The organism is Actinospica robiniae DSM 44927, from assembly GCF_000504285.1.
Taxonomy (GTDB): domain Bacteria; phylum Actinomycetota; class Actinomycetes; order Streptomycetales; family Catenulisporaceae; genus Actinospica; species Actinospica robiniae.
The window spans coordinates 3,179,396-3,193,387 of the sequence record NZ_KI632511.1 but is presented as its reverse complement, the minus strand read 5'-3'; the positions used below and the strand labels follow the sequence as shown (position 1 = coordinate 3,193,387).

General features: G+C 69.3%; 12 protein-coding genes and 1 pseudogene. 8 read left to right on the top strand and 5 right to left on the bottom strand.

The annotated features are described in order from the left end of the window. Positions 1-599: 599 nt before the first annotated feature. Complete coding sequence (locus ACTRO_RS13700; protein WP_034263273.1) at positions 600-1,499, bottom strand: IS982 family transposase; 900 nt, start codon at positions 1,497-1,499, stop codon at positions 600-602. 160 nt (positions 1,500-1,659) lie between these two features. On the opposite strand from ACTRO_RS13700, the gene ACTRO_RS13695 reads away from it, so the two are divergent. The 3 genes and pseudogenes from ACTRO_RS13695 to ACTRO_RS13685 all read left to right on the top strand — a co-directional run bounded on the left by ACTRO_RS13695 (position 1,660) and on the right by ACTRO_RS13685 (position 3,679). Then, positions 1,660-1,956: a transposase gene (locus tag ACTRO_RS13695; protein ID WP_034274744.1), complete on the top strand. Its 297-nt coding sequence runs from the start codon at positions 1,660-1,662 to the stop codon at positions 1,954-1,956. Between the two features lie 20 nt (positions 1,957-1,976). Continuing rightward, a pseudogene (locus tag ACTRO_RS13690) lies at positions 1,977-2,849 on the top strand (IS3 family transposase); the annotation flags it as partial. 443 nt (positions 2,850-3,292) lie between these two features. Then, entirely contained in the window at positions 3,293-3,679 is a 387-nt protein-coding gene (locus ACTRO_RS13685; RefSeq protein WP_157436167.1) for a hypothetical protein, read from the top strand. 7 nt (positions 3,680-3,686) lie between these two features. Here the strand turns inward: ACTRO_RS13685 and ACTRO_RS13680 are convergent, their stop codons facing one another. Together ACTRO_RS13680 and ACTRO_RS13675 are read right to left on the bottom strand one after the other, a co-directional pair. Continuing rightward, the gene (locus ACTRO_RS13680) at positions 3,687-5,501 is read right to left on the bottom strand and encodes an ABC transporter ATP-binding protein (RefSeq protein WP_051450796.1); all 1,815 of its coding nucleotides are present in this window, start codon (positions 5,499-5,501) and stop codon (positions 3,687-3,689) included. Positions 5,502-5,665: 164 nt separating this feature from the next. Next, positions 5,666-7,135 (bottom strand): cellulose binding domain-containing protein, encoded by a 1,470-nt coding sequence (locus tag ACTRO_RS13675; RefSeq protein WP_084316239.1) that lies wholly within the window; start codon positions 7,133-7,135, stop codon positions 5,666-5,668. Between the two features lie 256 nt (positions 7,136-7,391). Between ACTRO_RS13675 and ACTRO_RS13670 the strand changes: the two genes are divergently transcribed. From ACTRO_RS13670 to ACTRO_RS13655, 4 genes are all read left to right on the top strand, one after another. Further along, positions 7,392-8,156 (top strand): hypothetical protein, encoded by a 765-nt coding sequence (locus ACTRO_RS13670; protein WP_034263493.1) that lies wholly within the window; start codon positions 7,392-7,394, stop codon positions 8,154-8,156. A gap of 99 nt (positions 8,157-8,255) precedes the next feature. After that, the gene (locus ACTRO_RS43285) at positions 8,256-8,891 is read left to right on the top strand and encodes a copper chaperone PCu(A)C (RefSeq protein WP_051450795.1); all 636 of its coding nucleotides are present in this window, start codon (positions 8,256-8,258) and stop codon (positions 8,889-8,891) included. A 26-nt stretch (positions 8,892-8,917) separates the two neighbouring features. Continuing rightward, positions 8,918-9,598 carry an SCO family protein gene (locus ACTRO_RS13660; RefSeq protein ID WP_051450794.1) on the top strand — a complete coding sequence of 227 codons (681 nt, stop codon included), beginning with the start codon at positions 8,918-8,920 and terminating at the stop codon, positions 9,596-9,598. A gap of 61 nt (positions 9,599-9,659) precedes the next feature. After that, complete coding sequence (locus ACTRO_RS13655) at positions 9,660-10,838, top strand: Dyp-type peroxidase (RefSeq protein WP_211244235.1); 1,179 nt, start codon at positions 9,660-9,662, stop codon at positions 10,836-10,838. A 106-nt stretch (positions 10,839-10,944) separates the two neighbouring features. On the opposite strand, the gene ACTRO_RS13650 is transcribed toward ACTRO_RS13655, so the two are convergent. Beyond that, on the bottom strand, positions 10,945-11,826 hold the full coding sequence (locus ACTRO_RS13650) for an N-acetylmuramoyl-L-alanine amidase (RefSeq protein ID WP_169739891.1): 882 nt from the start codon (positions 11,824-11,826) through the stop codon (positions 10,945-10,947). Positions 11,827-12,151: 325 nt separating this feature from the next. On the opposite strand from ACTRO_RS13650, the gene ACTRO_RS47190 reads away from it, so the two are divergent. Next, positions 12,152-12,406 carry a hypothetical protein gene (locus ACTRO_RS47190; protein ID WP_157436163.1) on the top strand — a complete coding sequence of 85 codons (255 nt, stop codon included), beginning with the start codon at positions 12,152-12,154 and terminating at the stop codon, positions 12,404-12,406. A 5-nt stretch (positions 12,407-12,411) separates the two neighbouring features. Here ACTRO_RS47190 and ACTRO_RS13640 read toward each other — a convergent pair whose 3' ends face one another. Continuing rightward, positions 12,412-13,992 carry a serine/threonine-protein kinase gene (locus ACTRO_RS13640; RefSeq protein ID WP_063627995.1) on the bottom strand — a complete coding sequence of 527 codons (1,581 nt, stop codon included), beginning with the start codon at positions 13,990-13,992 and terminating at the stop codon, positions 12,412-12,414.

The following is a 13,992-nucleotide window of genomic DNA, read 5'->3' as shown; positions in this document are numbered from 1 at the left end:
TGTGAAATCCTGCACGGCCTTCGTGCGATCCACTCCGATCCCAGACCCCGCTGCAGAATCCTGCAGGCCGGCCGTGCCCGATGCGGGCGATTTCTGCATCGCCCTGATCTGATCCACCCGGAGCTCACGCACTGCACGGAATCGCCCGGCCCGGTCGCAGCCCGAGGGGAAATCCTGCACAGCCTTCGGCCTCACCCCTGACGCCATCTGCCCAGCCACCTCGTCCACCTCCCTCCCACAAGCTCCGACCCTCGTCCTCTTCCATGCTAGATGCCACTACCGACAAAAACAGTGAATCCGGCCTTTCACCGGAAAAGGAAAAATAAGGGAGATTTACGGGCACTCGGGCGCGCTCCCCGACGTTGAAGGAGTAGAGAAGAAGACAGCGGCCCAGAACAGCGATGCAGAATCCTTCCGCATCGAGCGCGGCCGGGCCACGGGACGTGACTTGGCCCGAGCGCAGCTCGCAGCGGACCTTCAGGGGGTGGGTTCTCTCCTCGGTCGGGCTGGACTTCCCCCTTGGGGCCGGGCACCTAGATGACTGATCGGGTTTCATTGCGCGGGGGTGGCGCGAGCGTTTTGGCTGGTCGGGTCGTTGGTTAGTGGTCGTAGGCGATCAGGGAGCGCTTGACGTGCGCGCCGGTGCTCCAGTTGTGCCAGACGGCGGCGTTCAGGGCCAGGATGCGCTGGACTACGCGGGCGAACAGTCCGGACGGTTCATGTGCTCCTGGATGCTCGATGCCGAGTTGACCCTTGAGGGTGTCGATGACGGATTCGACCCGGTTGCGAAACCACTTGGGAAACACCCCCGGATCTGTCTCGTTGCGCATCGCCGGGCGCACCAGGACGACGCCTTGATCGAGGAGTTCCGCTTCGAAGGGTTTGCTGCGAAACCCCTTGTCGCCCACGGCCGTGGTGGCGTGGGGCATCGTCGTGTATGGCTGTTCCTGCATCAGGAGCACGGCCCGGCGCTCGTCGATGAGTTTCGGGTTGACCAGGACGAACCCGGTGACCAGGCCGTCAGCGGTGACCTCGAGGAGGAGTTTGCAGCCCCAGAAGTACACACTGTGGGACTTGTCGTAGCCGTAGCCGGCGTATCCGAACAGGTTCGAGCAGCGCACCGTCGTGCGCGAGGTTCCGCAGATCACCTTGGTCCCGTCGATCAGACGGACCACGTCCTGACTGGAGGGGCACGCGGTCGCGAGGTAGAACACCGTGTGCTGCATCAGCGGGCCCACGGCGCGCAGTCTCACGTTGTACTGCGATTGAGACAAGAGCCTGGGAAACAGGTGCCCGATCAGCTTCGGGGCCGAGCGGATCCAGTGGCGCTCGTCGTTGAAGCGCAGATGGGCTTGGGCTACGGCGATACACACGACCTCGGCGTCGGTAACCTCCGGCGGTCGACCGGGGCGGTCGGGGGCGGATTCCAGCGAAGGCATGATGCAGTCGGTCAGCGCCACGTAGAGTGCAGTCAGAAGGGTGTCCAGGTCGATGTGCATAGCGAACTCCCAGGTGAGATTGGTTATTCGCTATCCAGCCTGGACACCCTTCGTGATCGTTCACAGCAGATCGACGGGTTCGCCACCCCCACGCAATGAAACCCGATCAGTCATCTAGACTGGGTGGATCGCGTGGTCCACCAGGAAGTGGTGTCGAGTGGTGGGTAAGCAGCAGAACCCGGTGTACTCGGAGGAGTTCAAGCGGGATGCGGTGAGGCTGGTGACCTCTTCGGGGCGTACGCGGGCCGAGGTGGCGCGGGAGCTGGGGATCAGCGGGGAGACTCTGCGGACCTGGGTGAGGGCGTTTGCGGCCGAGGGCGAGGCGGCCGGTGGGTCGGATCTGAGCGCGGATGAGCGTGCTGAGCTGCGGGAGCTGCGCCGGAAGGTCAAGCAGCAGGACGAGGTCATCAGCATCCTAAAAAAAGCCACTGCCTTCTTCGCGAACGACCCCCGGTAGAGGCGGTCTACCGGTTTGTCGGTGCGGAGAAGGCGCATCATGCGGTCACGCTGCTGTGTGGGGTGCTGGGGGTTTCGAGGAACGCGTACTACGACTGGGTTGCCGCGGCTGCGGCCCGGCTGGCGCGGGTGCGGGCCGAGGAGCTGCTGGTGGCGGAGATCGTGCTGATCCATCTCGGTTCGCGCGGTGCGTACGGTTCGCCGCGGGTGCATGCCGAGCTGGTCCGGCGTGGTCATCGGGTGAACCGGAAGAGGGTGGAGCGGCTGATGCGGGATCACTCGATTGCGGGTTTCACCCGGCGCAGGGGGCGGCGGTGTTTGACGAAGCAGGATCATGCCGCGCGGTTCGCCCCGGATCTGATCGGCCGGGATTTCACGGCGCGGGCTCCCGGGGAGCGGCTGGTGGGTGATGTGACCTGTATCCCGACGGGTGAGGGGTTTTTGTATCTGGCCGGCTGGGTGGATCTGGCGACGAAGGAGGTGATCGGCTGGTCGATGGGCGAGCATCACGACGGGGCGCTGGTCGGCGCGGCGCTGGAGATGGCCCGGGCGCGTGGCCGGCTGCGGCCGGGGTGCGTGGTTCATTCGGATCGGGGCGGGGAGTATACGGGCTCCGGATTCAGGGGTCTGATTGCCCGATGCGGGTATCGGCAATCGATGGGCCGGACCGGGTCGTGCTACGACAACGCGGTCGCCGAGAGCCACTGGGCCCTGATCAAAACCGAGATCGGTGTGCGGGAATGGCCGGACCGCGCCTCTGCGCGCGCTGCGCTGTTCGAGTACATCGAGGTCTTCTATAATCGCAAGCGGCTGCGTAAGTACCCGGGCTGGGGCTATCTGACCCCGCTCGAGGCACGGCAGCGCTACGGCCAGGTCCTGAACCTGGCAGCCTGAGCAACCAAAGATGTGTCCGGTTGCCGGGGGGAAGTCCAGGGCAGGCGAAGCCCGATCAGGGTTCTGCCGGGAGGTCAAGCGGCGCGATGCAAGATCGAGCATGAGCGGAAGTCGCCGCCGCTTGAGCTCCCGGCAGGTTCCTGATTGCCTCCGGGGACCGGCCGAGGAGAGAGCACGCCCCCGGCACCCGACCACCCCGGACCTCAGCCCGCCCCGCCAACGCCAGCACCCCACAGACTCCGGCATTCTCTCCGAGGGAAGGGCCCGCGCCGGAGGCGAGATCTTGAAGCCGCAGGCCGCCGCGCAAAAGCAACGGGTGGGTGGGTGGACAGGAGAACCGGGCGACGCGAAGCGGCCGCCCCCACCACGACGACCACCCCGACCCGACAGGCTCCATACCTACGAGCACTCAGCCGATCATCAATTCGCAGTAATGTGGCCGAGTGTCCGAGCCTGAGCGAAGGAAGATGCCGGCGTACCCCACCGACTGCCACCCGCCCATCGGCCTTGCTCAAGCCCGAATGCTCGTCGAGCGCTACCTACACATGTCCGAGGTGGGTATCCGGCCTGAGGGCGCCCGGTTGGTGTACGGCGACTACGGCTTCTGCTTCACCATCTCCAAAGTCCTGCCGCCCCCACCGGTCGGTGAGGACGGCATCCCGCTTTATCCCGTCGAGCCGGGCGGCGGCGTCATCATCCTGGACAAGGAGTCTGGCGAGTTCTCGTTCTGGCCCAGTTGGGGCACGAGCTTCGCGGTCGAGAAGTACGCGCAGGCCAAGGCTTCCGACGGCATCGAGCACGCCACCGAGTGGCCGGAGGGCTACCAGTAGGGCACGCTCAGGCGCCCACCTCGGCGGGGGCTTCGGCGAGGAAGCCGCCGGACTGGTGCTGCCAGAGCTTCGCGTAGGCGCCCTTGGTGGCCAGCAGATCGTGATGCGTTCCCTGCTCGATGATCCGGCCGCGGTCGAGGACGACGAGCTGGTCCATGCCGGCGACGGTGCTCAGCCGGTGCGCCACCACGAGGGCGGTGCGGCCTTCCATCAACCGCCAGAGTGCTTCCTGGACGAGGAGCTCGCTCTCGGAGTCCAGGGCGCTGGTGGCTTCGTCGAGCAGCAGGATCGGTGCGTCGCGCAGGATGGCGCGGGCCAGGGCGACGCGCTGGCGTTGGCCGCCGGAGAGCTTCACGCCGCGTTCGCCGACCATGGTGTCGTAGCCGTCCGGCAGGGCGCGGACGAACTCGTCGACGTTCGCGGCCTCGGCGGCGCGGTGGATCTCGGCCTCGGTCGCGCCGGGGCGGGCGAAGGCGATGTTCTCGCGCAGAGACCGGTGGAACATCGCAGGGTCCTGCGGTACGTACGCGATCTGGCCGCGCAGGTCGGCTTGGCGCAGGTCGCGGATGTCCTGGCCGCCGACCAGGATCCGGCCGCCGTCGATGTCGGTCATCCGCAGCAGCAGCCGGGTCAGCGTGCTCTTTCCGCCGCCGGAGCGGCCGACCAGTCCGATCCTCGATCCGCTGGGCACGTCCAAATCGAGTCCGTCGAACAGCGGCGCGCCGCCGCCGTAGCTGAAACTCACCCGCTCGAAGCGGACCTCGGCGGAGCGGGACTGCAGCGGCTGCGGCGTCACCGGGTCGAGGACGGTCGGGGGCGTGCGCACGAGCGCGGTGAACTGCGCGGCCTCGGTCAGCGCGCTCTCCAGATTGCGGTAGATCCGGCTGAAGTCGAACATGATCCGGGTCGCGTTCGAGAAGTAGGAGAAGACGACCACGATGGCCGCGACTCCCTCGCCCCGGGTGGCGAGCACGACCGCCAGCAGCAGGCCGAAACCGTTGGCCAGCGCCGACATCGGCGCGATCAGGGTGTCGACGCGCAGGTTGCTGTAGTCCCAGGAGAGCAGTGAGAGCCGCTTGGCCTGCGCGACCCGGGAGCGGTGCTCGGCGGCCTCCCGGCGTTCGGCGGCGAAGGCGCGCACGGTGTCCATGTTCGTCAGGCTGTCCGCGACGTGTCCCGCGACCCGGGCGATGGCCGCTTCGCGCAGGTTGACCAGCGCTTGGCGGCGCCGGATGATCGGCACCACGGCGACGGCCGTGACCGCGAGCAGCCCGAGCAGCCCGATCACCAGCCACGGGTCGTAATGCCAGAGCACCACCGAGCCGAAGGCCAGCGGGACGAAGTTGCCCACGACCTCGAACACGAGCGTGTCAGCGGTCTGCTCGAATCGGGAGGCGAAGCTGAGGACCCGCTTCGTGAGCGATCCGGCGAAGTTGTCGTGAAAGAACGCCGAGTCCTTCGAGAACAGCTCGTCCAGTCCCACCACGTACAGGTTCTCGATGCCGAGCGCGTCGAGGCGGTTGAGAAAGTGCATGCCGATGCGCCAGATCACCTCGGAGAGCAACAGGATCCCGAAGAATCCGAGCACATAGGGAAGCGCCGCGCCCAAAGAAAGGTGGGAGTTGTCTGCGATCCGCGTCACCAGGTGCGCGACCAGCAACGGCGCGATGTACCCGAGGCCGATGTTGCCGAGGGCCGGTCCCAACATGGCCGGCAGCGCGATCCGCCACATCCGCGTCAGTTCGCGCCGGTAATAGCCGACGGCGAGCATCACCGAACCCTTGTCCGGCTTCTCTTCGAGCTCGTCTTCGGAAACACCCATCACGCCGCCTCCTCATCATGTCGCAGGATTGAGCGGCTGACCGCCATAAGAGAGGTCTCAGTGTCGCGTGACGGCGGCGAGCACGTCCAAGGGTTTTTCCGGCGGAGAAGGGGCGGAACGCTCTCCCGGGTGGGGCCGCGTGGAAAGCCACGCGGCCCCGGCGGCTACCAGGAAAGCGGCAGGGTACTGATGAAGTTGTCGAGCAGCCCTGAGATGATCTTGTCGTCGTGCAGGGAGGGGTGCCAGTCGCAGCCGAGGTGGTCCAGGCTCGGGTCGTCGTAGTACCAGTAGTACACGTTCTTGTCGCCCATCGCGTTGCGGTTGGCGACGACCTGCTGGGCGCTCTGGGCGAACAGCGTGGTGTTGGACAACGCGGTGGCGCTGACCACGATGACGGTGTTGGGGCCGTACTGCTGGCGCAGGGTGTTGATGAAGCCCTGGTAGGCCGACTCGTACGCGGCGGCCAGCTGGGCGGTCGTGCTCCACGCCTCACCGGAGTTGAGCGCGGTGGAGAAGTCGTTGATGCCGAGGCCGACCACGACCAGCTGCGGGTGCCAGGTGCCCGGGTTGTACCAGACGTCGTTGTTGACCGCTTCCAGTGTTCTGTTGTAGTACGTGCGGAAGTCGGTGCCGGCGCTGGAGCCGTTGTAGTTGCGCACCATGCCCATGCCGGACATGGCGTTGATCTGGTAGTCGGCGTTCAGGCTCTTGGCGGTCAGCGCGCCGAAGCTCTCGTCCGCGTCGGAGTTGGCGGTCACTCCGCCGATGGTGGAGCAGTCGTGCTGAGTGGCCTGGTTGCCGTAGCCGGCGGTGTAGGAGTCGCCGATGAATTCGATCTGCCGGGTGCGCGCGGCCGGCTTGGACAGGATCGATCCGCCGGCGGCGGGCACGAAGCCGCCGAACTGGCCGACCTGCCACGGGCTTTCGGTGCGCTTGTCCAGCCGCACGGTGTGGTCGGCGTTGCTCAGACCGTTGATCCAGTACGTGGTCTGCCCCGGCGTGACGATCTCAGCCGGGGTGGCGCCGTCGATCGAGACGTCGTAGTCGTTGACCGAGTCGTTGAGCACGATGCCGACGCCCGTGCCGTGGAAGCGGGCCTCGAAGTAGATGCCGGGCCAGGCGTAGGAGACGTAGTTGCCGGCGGTCTCGGTCTGCCCGACGGTGTTGACGTTGGCCAGCGCGGAGGCGGAAGGCTGCGGCGTGGGTGAGACGGACGAGACGACGCCGTTGCAGACGGTGCCGTCCAGGCGGAAGCCCGTCGTGATCGGGTTGCTGCTGTTGTTCCAGGTGCCGGTGAAGCCGAAGGACTGGGTGCCGTTGGTGGGCAGGCTCGCGGTGTAGCTGGCGTTGACCGCGGTGGCGGCCGCGCCGGCCTGGGTGACGGTGGCGCCCCAGGACTGCGTGACGGTCTGCCCGGCTGCGAAGGACCAGGTCAGGGTCCAGCTGCTGAGCGGGTCGCCGAGGTTGGTGATCACGACGTTGCCCTGGAATCCGCCGGGCCACTGGCTCTGCACCGTGTACGAGACCGTGCATCCGGCCTCCACCGCGGCGGCGGGCAGCGTCGCGGCGGTGACCATGCCCGCCAGGACGCTGCCGACCGCGGCGATCGCGAGCAGACCGCGTTTGAGGGTCATTCGGGGCTCCTCGGGTTGTGGGTTTGCGAGGTATGTCCGCACCGTGACTTGTTTAACCGGTTAAGTCAACCGGGCCGCCCGGCCCGGCGTACGCACGGCTGGTCCCCGTAGTGGGCGAGCGCACTGTGACGGAGAAAGAGCCGAAACTTTCGTGTCGGCCGCACCGCCGTCCGAGGAACGCGGGCGCGTGCGTCCACCGGCGAGCCGACGCCCCGCCGGTGGGCTGGCGCGCGGGGTTTGGGAGGATGGGCGGGCTATGAAGGTCGGCCGATCGTTGCGCGGGGTGCGGGCCGCGGTGTTCGCCGCGGCGTGCGTCGGCGTGTCGGCGGCCGGACACGCGTGGATGTCGGGGACGCCGATAGCTGTGTGGGCACTGATCGTCGCGGTGCTCGCTGTGGGCGGCGTCGGCTACGCCGTAGCTGGCCGGCAGCGCGGGTTCGCGTCGATCGCGGGACTGATGCTGGCCGGTGAGGCCGGGCTGCACCTGCTGTTCAGCGCGGCGCAGCGCACGACGACGAGCGTCGCCGCGGGTGCCGCCGCGAGTACGCCGACCACCTCTGCTACCTCGTGGTCGCCGGATATGTCGCGGATCAAGATGGCGCATCCGATTCCGGCCGTGGACTGGCTGTGCGGCCACGGTATGGACGGCATGCGAGCTGTGGCCGCGGCCACAACCGGCGTGCCGGGCGGATCCGGTGGCTCGGGCGGCGGCGGGGCGATGGCCTCGATGCCGTCGATGGCCGCGCTCGGCATGGCCGGCATGGTCGGCGTCCACGTGGCGGCCGGACTGCTGTGCGCCTGGTGGCTGCGCCGAGGCGAGGTCGCGACCTTCCAGTTGATGCGCGCGCTCGCGGGCTTCGTCGTGCCGCTGCTGGTCTTCTGCGTCGCCGGCGCGCGCCCGGTGCCGGACCTCACAATCGTCGTCCCGAACGTTGCGGGCGCACGAGTGCCGAGAGCCCGACGCCTCCTCGTGCACGCACTAATCCGGCGTGGTCCGCCGGTTCTCGTTTTCAGCATGTGACAAGGCTGCCGGGCACATTGGCCCGCAGTCGGCCGCGTCGTGGCTTCGCCGCGCCCGCGCCTTCCTTCTTCATGCCCTGATCACAGGAGCCATTCGTCCATGTCGCATCCCCGCTTCCCCCTGCCCGTGCGCTTCGACGCCCGGGCACGCCGCGGTTCGGCCGCGGTCGCCTGCACTGCGGTGGCATTTGCCACCGCGTGTGCCTGCTCTTCGACGTCGTCGGATTCCGGCGCCAAGGCGGCCGCGGCAGCCGCCGCGGCTTCGGCGAGCGCGAGCCCGTCGCCGCGCGGATCGGCTTCGGCCGGTCCGATCCGGATCACCGATGCGTACCTGCCCCAGCCCGCGTCCCCGGACGTCGCCGCCGTCTACTTCCTCGTCGCCGACACGAGCGCGCAGGCCGATGTCCTGCTCTCGGCCACGTCCGTGCCCTCCGCGCAGGTCTCGCTGATGACCGAGTCGACGAGCGGCGGCGCGGAGAGCATGACCCCGCTCGCCGACGGCCTGCCGATACCCGGGAACTCCGAGGTCGCGCTCGGCCCCGGTGGCTACCACGTCATGCTCACCGACCCGGCGGTGCCGCTCAAGCAGGGCGGCACGGTACGGCTCACCCTCACCTTCCGGGACGCCGGGAAGGTCCAGGTCGACGTCCCGATCACCTCGTTGCTCTCGGACGCGCAGACGGGTTCCGACCCGGCCTCAGGAGGCTCCGATATGACCGATATGCCGGGAATGTGATCACCGTGAGAAGCGAAGGACCTGACATGGGATCGATCCCGCACCGCTCCGTCCTCACCCGCCGCACGCTGTGCGCGGTGGCCGCTCTGGCGCTGACCGGGACTCTGGCGGCGTGCTCCTCCTCGTCCTCGGGGAGCGCGAACTCCGCGGCGCTGACCGTGGACTCCGCGCCGAGCTCGATTTTCGACGGGATCCAGCTCGGGAAGCCCTACAGCAAGCCGGACCTGACTCTCACCGATGCGGACGGCGCCTCGTTCAACCTGGTCAAGGGCACCGAGGGCAAGCTGACGCTGCTCTACTTCGGCTACACCCACTGCCCGGACGTGTGCCCGACGACGATGGCCACGCTCGCCTCGGCTATCCGGGCCCTGCCGGCCGCGCAGACGGCGAAGATCCAGGTGGTGTTCGTCTCCACCGACCCGGATCGCGACACTCCGGCCGTGCTCAAGGCCTGGCTCGGCCAGTACAACCTCGGCTTCATCGGCCTGACCGGTTCTTTCGCGACGATCCAGAAGGGCGCGTCGGCGCTGGGGATCGACGTCGAGGCGCCGGTCAAGCAGGCGGACGGCGGGTACACCGTCACGCATGGCGCGGAGGTGGTCGCGTTCGACCCGGCGGGCAAGGCCTACGTCGTCTACACCGCGGGTGCGACCGTCGGCCAGATCACTCACGACATCCCGCTCATCCTGGCGGGCCGGGATGGCTGAGCCAGGCACGCTTTCGCGGCGCCGGCTATTCGCCTACACCGGCGCTGTCGGGGCAGCCGGAGTGGCAGTGGGCGCGGGCGCCGCAGCGCTCGGACCCGGCAATGGCGCCACCGATCCCGCTTCCGCGGCTCTGGTCGGCGACGAGCAGTTGACGTTCTACGGCACGCACCAGCCGGGCATCGCGGCGCCAGCGCAGACCCACGGCTGGCTCACGGCCTTCGACCTGGCTTCCGGGGCGACGCTCGCTCAAGTCAAGGCCCTGCTTCAGCAGTGGACTGCGATCGCCGCCACCACGATGGCGGGCCGCTCGCTTACCGCGGGCGAGGACGCGATGACCTACGGGCGCGGCCCGTCAGGTCTGAGTGTGACCGTCGGAGTCGGAGCGTCGCTGCTGACCAAGCTCGGACTGAACCATCAGATCCCTGATCAGCTGGCGCCGCTGCCGAAGTTCCTCAACGACGCGCTCGTGCCCGCCTCGTCCGACGGCGACCTGTGCGTATTGGTAGGCGCGAACGACGGACTGGTCGCGGCTCACGCTCTGCGCGCGCTACAGCGTGCGGCGGCGACGTGCTGCACGCTGCGCTGGCAGGTGAACGGCTTCGCCGACGCCGCCGGGAGCATGCCCAGCCCGGCCTCGACGCCGCGCAACCTCATGGGGCAGCTCGACGGCACCGGCAACCCGAAGCAGGGTACTGCCGCATTCGACCAGACCGTCTACGCACCGGCGACAGCCGACCCGGCGTGGATGCGCGGCGGCAGCTACCTCGTCTACCGGAAGATCAGAATGCTGCTGGACGACTGGGACACCCTCGACCGGGCCGGGCAGGAGGCGGTGATCGGCCGGGACAAGCTCACCGGCGCGCCGCTCTCAGGCGGCGACGAGTTCACTGAGCCGGACTACCGGAAGTTCACCCCCTCGGGCGCCCTGGCCATCCCGGCCGGCGCGCACGTCCGGCAGGCCAGCGCCCAGGCGAACAACGGCGCGACGATCCTGCGCCGCGCGTTCAACTACTACGACGGGCCCCGCTCCGACGGCGCGCCGGACGCCGGGCTGATCTTCCTTGCGTTCCAGGCGGATCCGGCCAACGGCTTCACCGTCATCCAGCAGCGGCTGGCCGGCGTGGACAGTCTCAGCACCTTCATTCGGCACGAGGCGTCCGGCCTGTTCGCGATCCTGCCCGGCTGCCGGCCGGGCGAATACCTCGGCCGGGAGCTGCTGGAAGGGGACCCGGCGGAGTGACGTGGAAGCGGCGCCCGAGGCCCTAGACCGCAAGCCAGACCGGGCCGGTGGCACTCCTTTCGCGGGTGCCGCCGGCCCGATCTGCTGCTCAAGGCCGTTGCTTCGCCTACTTCGTGAGGTACGCGATGAGCCCGTCCGCGATCGCTTTCGCGATGCGGGCGCGGCCCGCGGCCGACTGCATCAGGGCGATGTCCCCGGCGTTGCGCATGTTTCCGCACTCGACCAGCACCTTCGGCACGGTGGAGAGGTTCAGGCCGGCCAGGTCGCTGCGCTTCTCGAAGCCATCGGTGCCGATGTAGGTCGAGGGCGTGAGGCCGGACTCCGACAGGAACGTGGCTTGCAGCGCTTGGGAGAGGGTGTAGGAGGCGGCGTCGTTGGCCGCGCCGCCGGCGGACTTCGTGGCGCGGATGATCTGGAAGCCGTGGCCGGAGGCGGCGAAGCCGTCTCCGTGGATGGAGATCGCGGCGTCCGCGTGGGCGTTGTTGCCGATGGCGGCGCGGACGTTCACGCAGGGGCCGACGCCGGTGTCGTTGGTGCGGGTGAGGATCACTTTCGCGCCGTGGGCTTCCAGCAGCTGCTGCACGAGGAGCGAGACGGAGAAGGTGAAGGCGTGCTCCGGGTAGCCGTCGTTGCCGTTCGTGCCGGTGTTGTCACAGGCCTTTGACTTGCCGAAGCCCATGGGCACGAGCTTCGCGATCTCGGAGGCGTGCGCGGCGTTGCCGCCGTCGTGGCCGGGATCGATCACGATCGTCCTGCCCGCCAGCGGGTCCGCGTCCGCTGCGGATACCGCTGAGGAGGTGGCCGCGGCGGCAGACTTCTGATTCGCCGACGCGGCGCTCGCCGCTGCCGCCGAGGAGGTGGCGACCGCGGGCAGCAGCGCGTGGCCGTCGCCGGTGGCCGGGCCTGCGCAACCGGTAGCCGCCAGGATGCAGGCGGTGAGCAGCGCGAACAGGGCAAGCGGACGTCTCGTGCGTATGGGCGTCTTCACTCGCCCTACCCTGCCCTGTACCCGCCCATGGCGCGCAAGTCTCTGGCGGGCTCCCGCCACCGCGGCCGCCTCCTTGCCGCCGTTCAGTCGATGAGTACACTGCGAAACCGCCGGCCCCCGACCCCACCGCGCGCTCGCCCTCGCACCCGCTTCTGCGCCATGACGGAGAGCCATGACCGGCCAGACCTCAGTCGAGTCCGTGAGCCCGAGCGCGCCGCGCCTTCCTCCCCACCGGCGTACCGTGCTGGCGGGCGTCTCCGGGATCGGCTTGGTCAGCGTCCTCCGGAGGGCGCAGGGGTACGGCCCTCGCAAGGCGACGCCGAATTTGAGCAGCCTGCAGTGGGCCGGCCAGCGCGTCATCTACTCCTACCCGGGGCTGACCGTGCCCTCCGCGCTACTCACCGCCATCGAGGCCGGCCAGTGCGCCGGGGTGATCTTCTTCGGGGAGAACATATCCAGCGCGTCGCAGATAGCCGGTGTGGTCAGCCGGCTGCGCGCGTACACCACCGGGCAGCTCGAGCCGACGGCGTTCGACGCGGCGCTCGCCCGAGTGCAGGCGCTGCGCTCCAGCCTCTCCTAGCTCCTTTACTCCCCGTTCCGACCGGTCCGGGCGCCCAGGGTCCGACCGGTCCGAGCCACCGCGGTGGTCGCGGAGCCGAGCTGGTCCAGCCGCGAGCGCAGCGCGCGCGTCTCCGGATGCTGCGGGCCGAGGGTGCGTTCCTGGTCCTGGAGCAGGCCGAGCAGGACCGGCCAGGCCTCGCGTGCGCGGCCGGTGGCGATCAGCAGTTTGCCGATGCGGTCGCGCACCGACAGGGCCTTGCCCGGGTCGTGGTTCACCAGCGCCGCGTACGCCGGCAGGATCGCCTGGTATTCGGCCAGCGCGTCCGAGATCTCGCCGGCCTGCTCGAGGCACTGCGCGGCGAGGAAGCGGTAGCCGAGCGCCTCCGCGCTGGCCGCGCCGTGGTTCGCGGCCGCGGCCTGGGCCAGGTGCAGGAACTCGCTGCGGGCCGGGCGGACCTGTCCGTCGAGCATCAGGATCCTGGCATACTGCTTGCGCAGCGAGCGCACCACCGGGCCGTGCGGGTCGTGCTGGCGCCGGGCCGCGTCGAGCGCGGCGCCGAGGATGTGCACGGCCGGGGCGTACTTGCCCGCGCCGATCAGCTCTTCGGCTTCGGCGAGCGCCGCGAACAGGTCGATCTCCGGCCGCTCGGACGCTTCCGGTGCGACGAACGGGGTGCTGGGGCCGCCGGCCCCCGGCGGCGGGGCGAGTGGGGTGTGGAACGGACGCAGCGGGTCGAACGGGTGCTCCGCCTGCGCGGCATCCGGCCGGGGCGGGGGCAGCAGCGCGGTCAGGCGCTGGTAGACGATACGGGCCGAGGCCGGGCGCGATTCGGGCTGCTTGGCCAGCAGTTCCAGGATCAGAGCTTCCAACGCCTCCGGCACGTCCGGGCGCAGCACACGGACCGGGGTGGGCGCTTCGCCGGCGTGCTTGGCGAACAGGGCGTACGGCGTCGGCGCGCTGAAGACGGGGTGGCCGGTCAGCACTTCGTGCAGGACGCAGCCCAGGGCGTAGAGGTCGCTGTGCGGCCCGGCGAGACCGGAGGTGGCCTGTTCCGGCGCCATGTATCCGGGGCTGCCGAGCGACTCGCCGGTCCGTGTCAGCCTGCTGAGGTCCGGATCGAAGACCGCTGCGATGCCCAGATCCAGCAGCACCGCGGTCCCGTCCGGGCGCAGCATGACGTTGCTCGGCTTCAGGTCCCGGTGGACCACCGGGATCGCGTGCACGGCGGCCAGGATCGTGGCGATCTGGGCGCCGAGCGCGGCCGCCTGCCACCACGGTATCCGGTCGTTCTCGGCGATGAAGTCCGCCACGCTCATGCCGTCGATGCGCTGCATGACCAGGTAGAGCTCGCCGCCGGCGCGGTCGGGGTCGCGGCCCGCGTCGTGGATGGCGACCACGCCGGGGTGGTCGATCCGGGCCAGCGCGCGGCACTCGCGGGAGAAGCGCGCGGCCAGTTCCGCGCCCGGGTTCTGGCCGGCCGGGGCCGAAGCGAGGATGATCTTGACCGCCACGTGCCGGTCGAGGCGCTCGTCGTACGCGCGCCAGACCTCGCCCATCCCGCCCCGCCCGAGCGGGACGTCGAGCCGGTACCGGCCGGCGATCAC

Bases quoted from the DNA above. Each gene is read 5' to 3' on its own strand.
- ACTRO_RS13660 (WP_051450794.1), top strand. From the start codon at position 8,918: ATGGGATCGATCCCGCACCGCTCCGTCCTCACCCGCCGCACGCTGTGC.
- ACTRO_RS13675 (WP_084316239.1), bottom strand. From the start codon at position 7,135: ATGACCCTCAAACGCGGTCTGCTCGCGATCGCCGCGGTCGGCAGCGTC.
- ACTRO_RS13680 (WP_051450796.1), bottom strand. From the start codon at position 5,501: ATGGGTGTTTCCGAAGACGAGCTCGAAGAGAAGCCGGACAAGGGTTCG.
- ACTRO_RS13700 (WP_034263273.1), bottom strand. From the start codon at position 1,499: ATGCACATCGACCTGGACACCCTTCTGACTGCACTCTACGTGGCGCTG.
- ACTRO_RS43285 (WP_051450795.1), top strand. From the start codon at position 8,256: ATGTCGCATCCCCGCTTCCCCCTGCCCGTGCGCTTCGACGCCCGGGCA.
- ACTRO_RS13670 (WP_034263493.1), top strand. From the start codon at position 7,392: ATGAAGGTCGGCCGATCGTTGCGCGGGGTGCGGGCCGCGGTGTTCGCC.